A 13,313-nucleotide genomic window follows, 5' to 3' on the forward strand; every position below is an offset into this window, starting at 1 on the left:
ATAGAAATAATCAGAAATACTGATGCTGATGGCTCTGAGCCCCGTCCATCTGCGCACCCTGCACGAAATCGCCCGCCTCGGGAGCTTCTCCCGGGCCGCGGAGGTGCTCCACCTCAGCCAGCCCGCCGTCAGCCTGCACGTGCGCCAGCTCGAGGACGGCCTGGGCCTCCCCCTGCTCGAGCGCACGGGCAAGCGGGCCACCCCCACCCGCGCGGGGACGGTCCTCCTGGAGCATGGCGGCCGCGCCCTTGACGCGCTCGAGGCCGCGGCCGCCCGAGTGCACGCACTCCGCGGAGTGGTCGCGGGCCGAGTGCGGGTCGGCACCGGCGCCACCGCCAGCATCTACCTGCTCCCGCCTATCCTCCGGCGCCTGCGCGCGCGCTATCCGGAACTCGAGCTCGTCATCGTGACGGGCAATACGCCGGAGATCGCCAAGGCGGTGACCGAGAACGCCCTCGACCTGGCCGTGGTCACGCTTCCCGTCCGGTCACGACAGCTCGTGGTGACGCCCTTCTACACGGACCGGCTCGTGGCCATCGCGCCCCCCGAGGGCCGTCGGCGACACCGACGCCGACGCGCTTTCACCCCCGGCCATCTGGCGCGCGAGCCGCTCATCCTCTACGAGCGCGGAGGGACGATACGGCAGGTCATCGAGGGCTGGTTCCGGCGGGGCCGGGTGAATCCCCGAGTGGCCATGGAGCTCGGCAACGGCGAGGCCATCAAGGAGCTGGTCAGCGCCGGGCTCGGACCCTCCATCACCTCGGCGATCTCGGTCAGGGCCGAGGCGCGCTCGGGCACCCTGCGGGTCATCCCGCTCGCGCCCCCCCTGGTCAGGCGGCTCGGCATCATCAGGCGGCGCGACAAGCCGCTGAGCCCGCCGCTGCTGGCTCTCCTTCGCGCCCTCCAGAGGCGCTCCCCCCGGCGCTCTCCCCGCTAGGCGCGCACCGGGCCGCCGGCTTTGACCCGTGACAGCAGCACGAACCCGATCAGGAAGAAGCTGCCGATGGCGAGAATTCCCGCCCGCTGATTGCCCCCCGCGGCGTGCGAGATGCCGCCAAAGACCAGCGGTCCCATGATGGCGGCGCTCTTGCCGCAGAGCGAGTAGAAGCCGAAGAGCTCGGCCTCCATGCCGTCTGGGCAGAGGCTGGCCAGGAAGGTCCGGCTGGCCGCCTGCACGGCGCCGAGTCCGGTGCCCGCCACGACCGCGAGCACCCAGAACTGCGCCTGCGTCTCGACGAAGTAGGAGGCCACCACGATGGCCGTCCACTGGCAGAGCGTGACCATCACCACTCGCTTCGGTCCCAGCTTGTCAGTGGGCCAGGCCCAGGCCAGGGCGCCCAGCAGGGCCGAGACCTGCACCACGATGTAGAGGATGATGAGCCTGTCCATGGGGAACCCGAGGGTCTGGGCAGCGAAAATGGCGGAGAAGGCGATCACGGTGTTCACGCCGTCCTCGTAGATGAAGTAGGCGCCGAGGAATCGGCGCAGGTCGGGCATGCGGATGATCTTGCGCGCGGTGGACAGGACCTCGGCCCCTCCCTCCCGCGCGGCTTGCCACACGGAGACGCGACCGCGATGGGGCTCGGGAAGAAAGATGAATGCGGGGAGTGAGAACACGGCGAAGAGGGCGGCCGTGGTCAGGAAGGCGCCGCCGTAGTTCTGGGACTGGACGAAGGGGAAGGCCAGGAGCAACGCCGCGATGGAGCCCGCATAGCCGGTGGCGAAGCCCCAGCCCGAGACGCGGCCCTGATGGCTCGGCGGCGCCAGATCGGGCAGGTAGGCGTTGTAGTACACGAGGGCGCCCTCGTAGCCGACATTGCCCAGCACGCCCAGGAAGAAGCCCCACGTCACCATGCCCGGGCGCACCGTGGCCATGAGGGCCGTGGCCACGACGGCGAGGGCGGTGAACCCGATGAAGAGCGGACGGCGCACGCCCGCGCGATCGGCGAGCCCGCCCAGAAAGGGGGAAGTGACGGCGACCACGGCCATGGACACCGAGACCACGCGACCCCACCAGAGGTCCCCTGCCCCGGCCTCATTCCCCACCACGCCCAGCGCATAGTAGGCCGCATAGATGGTGGCGAAGATGACGGCAGCGAAGGACGAGTTGGCGAAGTCGTAGAGCGTCCACGCGACGATGCGCCAGGGCTTCACGAGGCGCTCCCGTCCAGCACGGGCTCAGGCACCTGGCGCAGGAGCTCCTGGAACTCGGCCATGATGGCCCGGCGCCGCTCCAGCAAATGGCCGCGGAGGTTCCGGTCGACGAGCACGGCCAGGAGCCCGCGGGTCTGGCGACGCATCCGCTCGAGCCGCTCGGTCCAGGAGAGAGCGAAGAACCCCGCGGGCAGCAGGGAGAGAAGAAAGATCGCGAGGAGCCCCCCGCCGCCGAGGCGCCAGACCGTCCAGGCCTCCACGGCCCAGGCGGAGGGATAGAGCACGAGGCCGGCCATGACTTTGTAGGTGGCGAGCACATCTTCCTCGGGGCGGAGGGCGCGGACGGCGATCGCCGTCAGCTTGTAGGGCAGGATATGGATGACCACGCCCCAGAGCGCCAGCGGCAGCCCCAGGACGAGCGCGCCGCCTTCGCGGAGGGCGTAGCGCAGGACGGGACCGGTCTTGTACCCGCGGGAGAGATCGCCGTCGGTCAGGCCCGCGAGCTCGAGATCTGTGACGTAGCGCTCGACCCTCGAGCGCAGGGCGGCCACGCGTACGGGCTCGGCGGCGGCCAGATAGTGGTAGGCTCTCGCGGCCCGCTGCCTCCAGGCTGCGCGATCCTCGGCCTCGCGCGCCGCCTCCGGCACCTCCTCTCGCCAGATCGATTCGGCGGCGTGGACGAGATCCAGGACATGTCGATCGCCCGCTTCGACGATGAGCCGCTGGAGGGCTTCTCCCAGACGCTCGGTGAGCTGCCTCACCGCCATGTCGGATTCCGCCGGGGGCACCGCTTGCAGATCTGCCGTCGGCACCGCCTCCCCGACCAGGACGAGGGCCGAGCCCTCCCGGAAGGTGCCGGGCTCGCGGAACATGAGCCCGACGGGCAGCAGGGTCGCGGCGGGACGAGAGCCGCGGGCACGGGCGGCTCCCAGGAGGAGCCGCGCGGTGCCGGTGCGGAGCGGCATCAGCGCGGGCTCCGGCTGGCTCACTCCCTCGGGGAAGATCAGGATCGCCTCTCCCATGTCGAGCACGCGCTCCGCCGCGCTGAACATGGCCTGGTTGTCCACCGCGCCGCCCCGATCGTCCTGACGCCGATGAACGGGGATGGCTCCGGAGAGACGCACGAGCTGGCCGATGATCGGGTAGCGAAAGAGGGGCGCCTTGGCGACGGGTCGGAGGCGCCGGGGCAGGGCGGCCACGAGGAGGATGCCGTCCATCAGACCCTGGTTGTGATTGGCGGCGACGACGAGCGGTCCGGTGAGCGGGACGCGCTCGAGGCCCGCGACCTCGACGCGCCGGTAGAAGACGGCGGCCAGAAAGCGCGAGAGAGCCCTGAAGAGGTGATAGCCGGCCGGCTCAGCCAAGGCTGACGCGCTGTCCGTCCCGGGCGACCTCGACGGGCCAGCCGAGCCGCGTGGCCATGAGCCCCTGCAGGGCCGCGGCGGCGTCGGGCTCGCCGTGCACGACATAGGTCGCGCTCGGCGGCCGAGTGAAGCCGCCGAGCCAGCGCAGGATCTCGCCCTGATCGGCATGCGCGGAGTAGGCGTCGCTGAACATGATGGCCGCCCGTACCGGCACCACCTGGCCCAGCATCTTGAGCTCGCGTGCGCCGTCCTTGAGGAGGCGCCCCCTCGTGCCCGCCGCCTGGTAGCCCACGAAGAGCACGGTGGTCTGCGGCTCGGGCAGGCGGCGGAGAAAGTGGTGGAGGATGCGACCGCCCGTGGCCATGCCGCTGCCCGCGATGATGATGCCCGGTCCGGCCGTGTCGTTCAGCCGCTTGGAGTCCTCCACCGTCCTGGAGATCCGGAGCCCCTTGGGCCCGAAGGGACGCGCGCCCGAGGCCTCCACGCGCGCGAAATCCTGATCGTGCTCCGCCGAGTGCCCCGCGTAGATGGCCGTGGCCTGTATGGCCATGGGGCTGTCCAGATAGATGGGCAGCGAGGCAATGCGTCCCGCGTCCTCCAGCTCGCGCAGATCGTAGAGAATCTCCTGCGAGCGGCCCACCGCGAAGGCGGGGATGAGGAGCCACCCCCGCTGCTGCGCCGCGCGCGCCACCGCGCCCGCCAGCTTGTCGTGGTGATCGTCGGGGGGGTGAAAACGATTGCCATAGGTCGACTCGACGAGCAGCACGTCGGCCTCAGGCACCGCGTCGGGATCGCGCATGATGGGCACCCCATAGCGGCCGAGGTCGCCCGAGAACACCACGACGCGCCCGTCTATCCTGACCTCGATGAGCCCCGCGCCCACGATGTGGCCGGAGTTGAGAAAGCGCGCCGTCACGCCCGGAGCCGGAGTGAACGAGCCAAGGAAGCCCACGGGACGAACCAGGCTCAGCGCGCGCTGGGCGTCTTCCACGGTGAAGAGCGGCAGGGCCGGATCATGCTTGGACGTGTGGTGGCGATTGGCGAACTCCGCCTCCTCTTCCTGGAGATGCGCCGCGTCCGGGAGCATGATCTTCAGGAGATCGGCGGTGCCGCGCGTGCAGTAGATGGGTCCGGCGAAGCCCTCCTTGCCCAGCCGGGGCAGGAAGCCTGAGTGGTCGATGTGGGCGTGGCTCAGGAGGACGGACTGGATTGAGGAAGCGGGCACGGGTGACGGCGCCCAGTTGCGCAGGCGCAGCTCCTTGAGCCCCTGGAAGAGACCACAGTCCATCAAGAGCCGGGTCGGGCCGCTCTCGAGGAGATGCCTGGAGCCGGTGACGGTGCCCGCGGCGCCGAGAAACTGAAGGGTCGCGCTCACGGCCGGGGCGGCGCCAGGCGCGGGGGGCGCTCGGCCCGCGGCGCGTGGGCGCCGGCCCCCCGCGGGAAGTCGAAGGTCTCGAGGGTGGCAGCCTCGACTCCCGTTCGCACCAGCGCGTCGGTGTCGAGCCTCGCCTCCATCGCTTCGATCTCCTCGCGCGCGAGCCGCGTGCCGGGATGGGCAGGGGTGAAGAGCGTGCAGCAGTCGGCATCCGGCTCGATGGAGGTCTCGAAGGTCTCCAGCCGCTGCGCCGTTTCCGTGATCTCGATCTTGTCCATGCCGATCAATGGTCGCAGGACGGGCATGGTCGCCGCCTCGTCGATGCGCGCCAGGTTGTGCAGGGTCTGCGAGGCGACCTGCCCCAGGCTTTCTCCCGTCACCAGAGCCAGGGCGCCCGTCTGACGCGCCAGGGCCTCGGCGATCCTGACCATGAGGCGGCGGTACGCCACCACGCGGGCCACGGGTCGGACGGCCAGCACCACCTCACGCTGGATCTCGCCGAAGGGCACGAGATAGAGATGCGACACGTACTGCCACTGGGTCAGCCGCCGGGCGAGCTCGCGGGCCTTGCCGATCGAGGTGTCGGGCAGGTACGGCACGCTGTGGAAGTGGACGAGGTGGACGCGGCAGCCGCGCTTCATCATGCGCCAGGCCGCCACCGGCGAGTCGATGCCGCCCGACAGGAGGGCCATCACGGTGCCGCCCGAGCCCACGGGAAGCCCGCCCGCGCCCGGCCGCCGGTCCGCGTAGACGAAGGCCTCGTGGGGCAACACCTCGACGTGGACGTTGAGCTCGGCATGCTCGAGGTCGACGCGAGCCTCGGGCCTCACCTTCAGCACGTGGGCGCCCAGCTCGCGGTTGATGTCGACGGAGGTCAACGGGAAGGTCTTGAAGGCCCGCCGCGCGGTGATCCGGAACGACGAGAAGCGGCGCGGCCCGATGACGTGGTCGACCGCGCGCTTCAGCGACTCCGTGGAGGAGCCGGTGCGGACGGCCAGGGCGAGATTGGCGATGCCGCACACCCGGTCGAGCCGCGCTCGCGCGGCCTCGGCATGGGCGTGGCCCTCGAGATCGAGCACGATGCGCCCGGGACGCTGGACGACCTTGGCCGGGCCCAGGTCGCTCACCGCGCGCGCGATATTCTCCTGGAGTCTCCGGAGGAAGAGCGGGCGATTGCCCCGCTTCAGGCTGATCTCGTGATAGTGGACGATGACGCAGGGTCGGAGCTCGGCGGGGATCATGCCTCGCCCACCCGGGGCTTCGGATGCTTGGGGCGGCGACGGTAGACGGTCTTGGGCACCTCCACCTTGGGTGGCTTGCGGGGCATGGGCTTGCGGATCTGCGCGTGGAGCGGCCGCTTGCGCTTCACGCGCTCAGTATATGCCACCCGGAAAGGTGTTAACCTCGGCCCGCCGGCCCGCGGGCTTGTACATCTTGACGCCGGCCCAGGCGCCGCTCGAGATCCCGTCGTGGAGCGCCCAGCTCCTGCCGCGGACCGTGCGACCCGCCTCCGGGGCCCGGAAGGGCGAGGAGCCGTCGAGCCCGGCCGCGAGCCGGCCGCCTTCGGAGAACTCCCCGTGGAGGTTGTCCATGACCTCGTGCCCGAGCAGATAGCCGCAGCCATGGCGCTCGTAGAGCACGGCCGAGTGATAGAAGAGCGGCTCGATGAGAAAGACCTCGGCCCCGATGAGGCGGCAGAACCCTTCCATGGCATCGAGGACTCCCGGGAGCAGGCGGAGGCCCCGGCGCACTTGCCCAGGGGCCAGGCCGTCCTTGAAGGCGCGCAGCTCCTCGTCGACATTGCGCGAGAGGGTGCCGAAGAGCGTGTCACGCCCGTCGTGGTCGCGGTCGATGCCGTACCGGGCCGCCGCCGGATCGGTGATCTGCACGAAGGCGAGCTCGGGCACCGAGAGCGGCGATGTCTCGACGTCCACCAGGAGGGCGGGGTCCCTGTCCCGGGTAGACGAGCGCACCTCGACGCGCGCCCACGGCTTGTCTTCCGGGGCGGTGATGTGCACGAGCCGCGTCCCCTCGGAGCCCATGAGCGTGCGCGGGTCGATGCGGAAGCGCTCGAGCAGCACCTCGGGCACCAGGCGGAGATAGAGGGCCTCGGCCATCTCCCGCGGGAGATGGTTGATCTCCTGGATGGAGGACAGCCCGAGCCCGCCCACCTGCCCGTCCATCAGGGCTGACGGGCGGCCAGGGCCCGCGCCCGGGCGAGCTCGTCGGGGGTGTTGACGTTCATGAAGATCAGCGCGGGGTCTCCCAGAGGCGCCAGCTCCGCTTCGGAGATCTCCAGGACCCGCACCTCGTCGAAGAAGCCCGTGATCTTGAGCTGGCCCGCCGCGATCCTCCGCTCGATGGGCCCGAGGCACGCGCGGGCATAGCAGGCGTGCAGCGTCTCGTGATAGCCGTTGACGAGCGGGACCACCACGTCGGCCTCGGGGGCGCGCGAGGTCACGAGTCGCGCCACGGCCGGAGAGAGGAAGGGCATGTCGCAGGCCACGGTGAAGGCGGCCTCCCCAGAGGCGGCCTTGAGTCCGGAGTAGATGCCTCCGAGCGACCCGGATTCCGGAAAGACGTCAGGGACCATGGGCAGTCCCATCCAGGCATAGCGCTCCGGCGTGTTGGTCACGAGCAGCACCTGGGAGGTGACCTGGCGCAGGACATCGGCCACGCGCTCGATGATGCGCCGGCCACCCACCTCCATCAGGGCCTTGGGCTCGCCGCCCATCCGTACGCTCTTGCCGCCCGCCTGGATCACGCCCGTCAGCCTCACGTCAGATCTCTCACGCCCGGGCAAGAGCCCTTCTGCCGATGTCACGGCGGAACTGCATGCCCTCGAACCGGATGCGCCCGACGGCGTGATAGGCCGCCTCGACCGCGGAGCGGATGTCCTGCCCCAGGGCCTGCACGCCGAGGACTCGGCCCCCCGCGGTGACCAGCGCGCCGTCGCGGCGGGCCGTGCCCGCGTGGAAGACATTGACCCCCGGCAGCCCTCCGTGGGCATCCAGGCCTTCGATGGGCAGCCCCGTTCGCGGAGTGCCCGGATAGCCTGGCGAGGCGACCACAACGCAGAGGGAGGCATCCGGTCGCCAGCGCAGCGAGCCGGGCAAGCCGCGCCCTGCCGCCACCGCCTCGAGCACGGGCAGGATGTCCTCGTCGAGTCTCGGCAGGATCGCCTGGCATTCGGGATCGCCGAAGCGGCAGTTGAACTCGACGACGCGCGGACCCTGGGCATTGATCATGAGCCCGATGAACAGCACGCCCGCGTAGGACGCGCCCTCCTTGGCCATGGCGGCGATGGTGGGCGTCACGATCTCTTCCATCACCCGTCGTGCCATGGCCTCATCGACCACGGGAGCGGGCGAGTACGCGCCCATCCCGCCGGTATTCGGACCGCGGTCGTCGTCGAAGATCGTCTTGTGATCCTGCGCGGCCGGCACGGGAAGCGCGGAGGTCCCGTCGGAGATGACGAAGAACGAGGCCTCCTCCCCTTCCATGAACTCCTCGACCACCACGGTGCGGCCGGCCGCTCCGAAGGCGTCCTCTTCGAGGCAGAGCCGGATGGCGGCATCCGCCTCTTCGAGAGAGGCGCAGATGATGGCGCCCTTGCCCGCCGCGAGGCCGTCGGCCTTGACCACCAGGGGCGCCCCGAGCTCGCGGCAGAAGCGCCGCGCCGCCTGCGCGTCCTGGAAGCTGCGGAACCGTGCCGTGGGAATGCCGTAGCGGGCCATCAGGTCCTTGGCGAAGGCCTTGGAGCTCTCGATCCGCGCGGCGGACTGAGTGGGGCCGAAGACGTTGAGCCCGGCCTCGTTCAGCCGGTCTCGGAGACCGAGGGACAGCGGCAGCTCGGGTCCCACCACCACCAGATCCACGCGCTCTCGCGTGGCCAGAGCGACCAGCTCGTCGAGCGCGCGGTCGGCGATGGGCACGCACTCGGCGTGACGCGCGATCCCGGGATTGCCGGGGGCGGCGTAGAGCCGCGTGAGCCGCGGGCTCTGGGCGAGCTTCCAGGCCAGTGCGTGCTCGCGGCCGCCGCCGCCCACGAGGAGCACCTTCACGCGCCCGCCTCCGGCTTCTCGTCGCCGTCGTCGTCAGGCGGCGGCGTCGGCTCCTCGAGGTGCGAACGGGCGATCTGCGCCCAGGGCGACCCGAGGTCGAGCTCGAGATAGCGCCGCCAGTGCAGGGCGGCCGCGTCGGGCTGGCCCGCCTTGCCGAGCACGCCGGCAAGGTTGAAATGAGCATCCGCGTAGTCGGGCTCCATCTCGAGCGCGCGCCGGTACCAGCCGATGGCCGTGGTGACATCGTCCAGGTCTTCGTGCAGCGAGCCCAGGTTGAAGGCGGCCTGGCAGCACGAGTCATCGGCCTCGAGGGCGGCGCGGTAGCAGGCGCCCGCCTTCTCGTATCGCCCCATGCGGTGCTGGAGCAGACCCAGGTTGTTCCAGGCCGCGGCATAGTCGGGATCGATGCCGACCACCCGCTCGTAAGCGTCCACGGCCTCTTCCCAGCGCTCGGGATCGCCATCCCAGGCCGAGGCGCGCGAGAACCACGTCTCCGCCGCGTCCGACGGGGGTACGAGGGGCCTGACCATGCCCATGGCCAGGGACTCCCGGGTCTCACGCTCGAGGTCGCCCGTGGCGAAGTCGAGCAGGGCCTGGCCGGTGCGCGCGTCGAGCCGCAGCCGATCCTGCTCGACGACGATGCGCTGGTCCTGAACCATGAGCCTGAGCTCGGCGAAAGGCGACTCGGCCTCGGGGGCGAGGCGTTTCGCGCCGTCGAGAGCCGCCCGTACCTGGCGCACGGTGGCGCCGCCCCCCAGCAAGGCCGCGGCCGCCCGCGCGGCCACGATGTCACGGAAGCGATAGCCTGCCGGGTCGGCGCGGAGAATTCCCAAGCGCTTGAGCTGGGCCGCCCGCTTGGGCGTGAGCCGCAGCAGCCGCGTCAGCTCGCGCAGGCTGAAAATCCGCTCAGGCTGAGGCATGGTGGCCCGGACATTCAATGCTTGAAGTGTCGGATGCCGCAGACGACCATGGCCAGGCCGTGCTCGTCGGCGGCCTTGACCACTTCCTCGTCGCGGAGGGAGCCGCCGGGATGGAGGACGGCGGTGGCGCCGGCCTCGGCCACCACGTCCAGACCGTCGCGGAACGGAAAGAAGGCATCGGAGGCGCATACCGTGCCCTTGGTCTCGAGACCATTGGCGCGGGCGCGCATCACGGCGAGGCGCGCCGAGTCCACCCGATTCATCTGCCCCGCGCCCACCCCCACCACCTGGCCCGCGGTGGTCAGCACGATGGCATTGGACTTGGCGTGCTTGCACACGCGCCAGGCGAAGCGGAGGGCCTGCATCTCCGCTTCCGTGGGAGCCCGACGCGAGACGACCTTGAGCGCCGCGGGATCCAGATCGGTGAGATCGGCCTCCTGCACGAGCAGGCCGCCCAGGACGCTACGGACATCGCGCATCCCTCCCGGATAGTCCGCGGCCAGGCAGGGCAGCCGCAGGACGCGACACTTCTTCTTGGTCCGCTGGAGCTCCTCGAGCGCCTCCGGGGTGAAATCGGGGGCGAACAGGATCTCGAGGAGAATGCCCGACAGCTCCTTGACCGTTCCGATGTCGAGCGTGCGATTGACGCCGACGATGCCGCCATAGATGGACACGGGATCGCAGGCCTTGGCACGGCTCATGGCCTCGGCCACGCGCGAGCCGAGGGCGACTCCGCAGGGATTGGTATGCTTGATCACCACGGCCGCGGGGTCGTCGAATTCGAGGAGGAGGCCGAGGGCGGCCGACCAGTCGAGGAGATTGTTGTAGGAAAGCTCGGGGCCATGGAGCTGTTCGGCGGCGGCCAGGCCCCAGGCCGGTCCCAGGGGACGATAAAAGGCGGCGGCCTGGTGCGGGTTCTCGCCATAGCGGAGATGCTGGAGGCGCTCGGCCTCGATGGAGAGCCGCTCGGGGAAGGGGCGGCCGGCCTCCCGGCCTGCCGCGTTGTCCCCGAGATAGGACGCGATGGCCGCGTCGTACTGCGCGGTGCGCTTGAATGCCTCGAGGGCGAGACGGGCGCACGTCTCCGCCGTGAGGGTGCCCCCGCTCTTCCTGAGCTCCTCGAGCACGGGCCCGTACTGCGAGGGATCCGTGATCACGCCCACGGCGCCCGAATTCTTGGCTGCGCCCCGGATCATGCTGGGTCCGCCGATATCGATGTTCTCGATGGCCTCCTCGAGCGTCACCCCCGGTTTGACAGCCGTCTGCTCGAAGGGATAGAGGGCGACCACCACGAGGTCTATGGGGCCGATGCCGTGGGCGTCGAGGGCCTGCATGTGGCCGGGGACATCCCGCCGCGCGAGAATGCCGCCGTGCACCTTGGGATGCAGCGTCTTGACCCGGCCGTCCAGCATTTCCGGGAAGCCGGTCAGCTGCGCCACGTCCACCACGGGGACGCCGGATTCCCGGAGGAGCTTGGCCGTCCCGCCCGTCGAGACGATCTCGATGCCCAGGGCGGAGAGCCCTTTGGCGAAGTCGACCACGCCCGTCTTGTCGTGCACGCTCAGGAGCGCGCGTCCTACCTTGGTCATGCCCTCTCCCTGATCTGGACCCGCCGGCCGTCGATCACCAGGCGCCCTTCGGCGAACAGGCGCACGGCCTCGGGGAAGATGCGATGCTCGACGGCCAGGATCCGCTGCGAGAGCGTCTCTTCGGTATCGCCGGCCTCGATCGGCACGGCCGCCTGGAGCACGATGGGGCCCGTGTCCACCCCTTCCTCCGTGAAATGCACGGTGGCGCCCGTCACCTTGGCCCCATGCTCGAGGGCCTGGCGCTGGGCATGAAGTCCCGGGAAGGCGGGGAGCAGCGAGGGGTGGATATTGAGCGCTCGCCCGCGAAAATGCTCGACGTAGGCGGCGCCGAGAATCCGCATGTAGCCGGCGTGGCAGACCAGACCGACCCCGCGCTCGTCGAGGGCCGCCATCATGGCCTTCTCATGGGCCTCGCGGCTCGGGTACTGCTTGGGATCCACGAAGAGCGCCTCGATGCCGTGGGCGCGGGCGATCTCGAGAACGGGAGCGGCCGCCCGGTCCGACACGAGCACCGCCACCGCCGCCGGGATGCGCCCCGCCTCCACCGCCTTCACGATGGCCTCGAAATTCGAGCCGCGGCCCGAGGCGAGCACGCCGATACGCAGCCGCTCAGGCATAGACCACCGAGCGGGCCCCGGCTCTGATCTCGCCCACGTCGAAGACGCGCTCACCCGCCTGCCCGAGGAGGGCGGCGGCGCGCTCGGCATCGCCGGGCCTGACCACGAGCAGATAGCCCAGCCCCATGTTGAAGGCCCGACGCATCTCGGCGTCCTCCACCCGGCCCGCCTCCTGGATGACGCGGAAGATGGCGGGCACGGGCCAGGCGCCCGGGTCGATGAGGGCCTGGCACTGCTCGGGGAGCACGCGGGGCAGGTTCTCGGTGATCCCACCGCCCGTGACATGAGCCATGGCGAGGACGGGAACGCTCTTGATCAGCGAGAGCACCGGCTTGACATAGATACGGGTGGGCTCGAGAAGCTCATCGGCCACCGTGCGTCCCACGCCAGGCAGGACATCTGCGGTCTTCAGTCCCATGCGCTCGAAGATGATCTTGCGCGCCAGCGTGTAGCCATTGGAGTGAAGGCCGGACGAAGCGAGCCCCAGCACCCGGTCGCCCGGCCTGACGAGGGCGCCCGTGATGATCCCGCTGCGCTCCACCACGCCCACCGCGAAGCCCGCGAGGTCATACTCGCCCTCGGCGTAGAGCTCGCGCAGCTCGGCTGTCTCCCCGCCCACGAGGGCGCAGCCGGCCTGGCGGCATCCCTCGGCCACGCCCTTCACGATGGCCTCCACGCGTGACGGCTCCACGCGGTGGACGGCCAGGTAGTCGAGGAAGTAGAAGGGCTCGGCCCCGTGGACGAGGAGGTCGTTGACCCCCATGGCCACGAGGTCGATGCCGACCGTGTCGTGCCGGTCGGCGAGAAAGGCGACCTTGAGCTTGGTGCCCACGCCGTCGGTCGAGGAGACGAGCACCGGCTCGCGGTAGCCGGCCGGGATGGAGACGAAGGCCGCGAAGGCGCCGAGGCCGCCCAGGACCTCGGGACGGCGCGTGGACGCCGCGAGTCTCGCGATGAGGCGGACGGCCTCCTCGCCGGCCCCGATGTCCACGCCGGCCGCTCGGTATGTCAGTGGGTCCATGAACTCCGGGTCCTGGGCCAATTTGCTTCGCCAGTTCTACTCAGCCCTCGCCTCGCAGCTGCGCTGCTCAGCTCGAAGGGCCACGTTCTCGGTCGCCAGCAACCCTCAACGTACGATCCACTCAGCTCTCGCCTCGGGCTTCGCCCTCAGCTCGAAAGGCCACGTACGCCTCGCGTTGCTGGCTCCCTCGGGCCTCGTCTGGCTCGCAA

Annotated in this window: 13 protein-coding genes; 1 reads left to right on the forward strand and 12 read right to left on the reverse strand. The window is 70.4% G+C overall.

All coding sequences use genetic code 11. From position 1 onward, the window contains the following. The first annotated feature begins 22 nt into the window (after positions 1-22). Positions 23-937: a LysR family transcriptional regulator gene (locus tag VGT00_15500; protein ID HEV8532826.1), complete on the forward strand. Its 915-nt coding sequence runs from the start codon at positions 23-25 to the stop codon at positions 935-937. Here the strand turns inward: VGT00_15500 and VGT00_15505 are convergent. Genes VGT00_15505 through purM form a run of 12 tightly spaced genes read right to left on the reverse strand, consistent with a single transcriptional unit; the run spans position 934 to position 13,104 of the window. After that, positions 934-2,154, reverse strand: a complete 1,221-nt coding sequence (locus VGT00_15505; protein HEV8532827.1) for an MFS transporter — start codon at positions 2,152-2,154, stop codon at positions 934-936. The genes VGT00_15500 and VGT00_15505 overlap by 4 nt on opposite strands. Continuing rightward, on the reverse strand, positions 2,151-3,518 hold the full coding sequence (locus VGT00_15510; protein HEV8532828.1) for a 1-acyl-sn-glycerol-3-phosphate acyltransferase: 1,368 nt from the start codon (positions 3,516-3,518) through the stop codon (positions 2,151-2,153). Before VGT00_15510 ends, VGT00_15505 begins: the two co-directional genes overlap by 4 nt. Beyond that, positions 3,511-4,893 carry an MBL fold metallo-hydrolase gene (locus VGT00_15515; protein ID HEV8532829.1) on the reverse strand — a complete coding sequence of 461 codons (1,383 nt, stop codon included), beginning with the start codon at positions 4,891-4,893 and terminating at the stop codon, positions 3,511-3,513. The genes VGT00_15510 and VGT00_15515 overlap by 8 nt, the downstream gene beginning before the upstream one ends. After that, complete coding sequence (gene thiI, locus VGT00_15520; protein ID HEV8532830.1) at positions 4,890-6,134, reverse strand: tRNA uracil 4-sulfurtransferase ThiI; 1,245 nt, start codon at positions 6,132-6,134, stop codon at positions 4,890-4,892. The genes VGT00_15515 and thiI overlap by 4 nt, the downstream gene beginning before the upstream one ends. After that, a complete protein-coding gene (locus tag VGT00_15525; protein ID HEV8532831.1) occupies positions 6,131-6,262 on the reverse strand; it encodes a hypothetical protein in 132 nt (43 codons plus the stop codon). Before VGT00_15525 ends, thiI begins: the two co-directional genes overlap by 4 nt. A 4-nt stretch (positions 6,263-6,266) precedes the next feature. Beyond that, the gene (locus VGT00_15530; protein ID HEV8532832.1) at positions 6,267-7,076 is read right to left on the reverse strand and encodes a hypothetical protein; all 810 of its coding nucleotides are present in this window, start codon (positions 7,074-7,076) and stop codon (positions 6,267-6,269) included. Continuing rightward, positions 7,076-7,672, reverse strand: coding sequence for a molybdenum cofactor guanylyltransferase (locus VGT00_15535; protein ID HEV8532833.1), 597 nt, complete (start codon positions 7,670-7,672; stop codon positions 7,076-7,078). Before VGT00_15535 ends, VGT00_15530 begins: the two co-directional genes overlap by 1 nt. 10 nt (positions 7,673-7,682) lie before the next feature. Continuing rightward, on the reverse strand, positions 7,683-8,957 hold the full coding sequence (gene purD / locus VGT00_15540; GenBank protein ID HEV8532834.1) for a phosphoribosylamine--glycine ligase: 1,275 nt from the start codon (positions 8,955-8,957) through the stop codon (positions 7,683-7,685). Next, positions 8,954-9,877, reverse strand: coding sequence for a tetratricopeptide repeat protein (locus tag VGT00_15545; GenBank protein ID HEV8532835.1), 924 nt, complete (start codon positions 9,875-9,877; stop codon positions 8,954-8,956). The genes purD and VGT00_15545 overlap by 4 nt, the downstream gene beginning before the upstream one ends. Positions 9,878-9,891: 14 nt before the next feature. Further along, positions 9,892-11,466, reverse strand: coding sequence for a bifunctional phosphoribosylaminoimidazolecarboxamide formyltransferase/IMP cyclohydrolase (gene purH, locus VGT00_15550; protein HEV8532836.1), 1,575 nt, complete (start codon positions 11,464-11,466; stop codon positions 9,892-9,894). Next, positions 11,463-12,083, reverse strand: a complete 621-nt coding sequence (gene purN, locus VGT00_15555; GenBank protein ID HEV8532837.1) for a phosphoribosylglycinamide formyltransferase — start codon at positions 12,081-12,083, stop codon at positions 11,463-11,465. Before purN ends, purH begins: the two co-directional genes overlap by 4 nt. Next, positions 12,076-13,104 (reverse strand): phosphoribosylformylglycinamidine cyclo-ligase, encoded by a 1,029-nt coding sequence (gene purM, locus VGT00_15560; protein HEV8532838.1) that lies wholly within the window; start codon positions 13,102-13,104, stop codon positions 12,076-12,078. Before purM ends, purN begins: the two co-directional genes overlap by 8 nt. Positions 13,105-13,313: the final 209 nt, after the last annotated feature.

The sequence above is a fragment of the Candidatus Methylomirabilota bacterium genome, assembly GCA_036002485.1.
In the GTDB taxonomy this organism is placed as follows: Bacteria; Methylomirabilota; Methylomirabilia; order Rokubacteriales; family CSP1-6; genus AR37.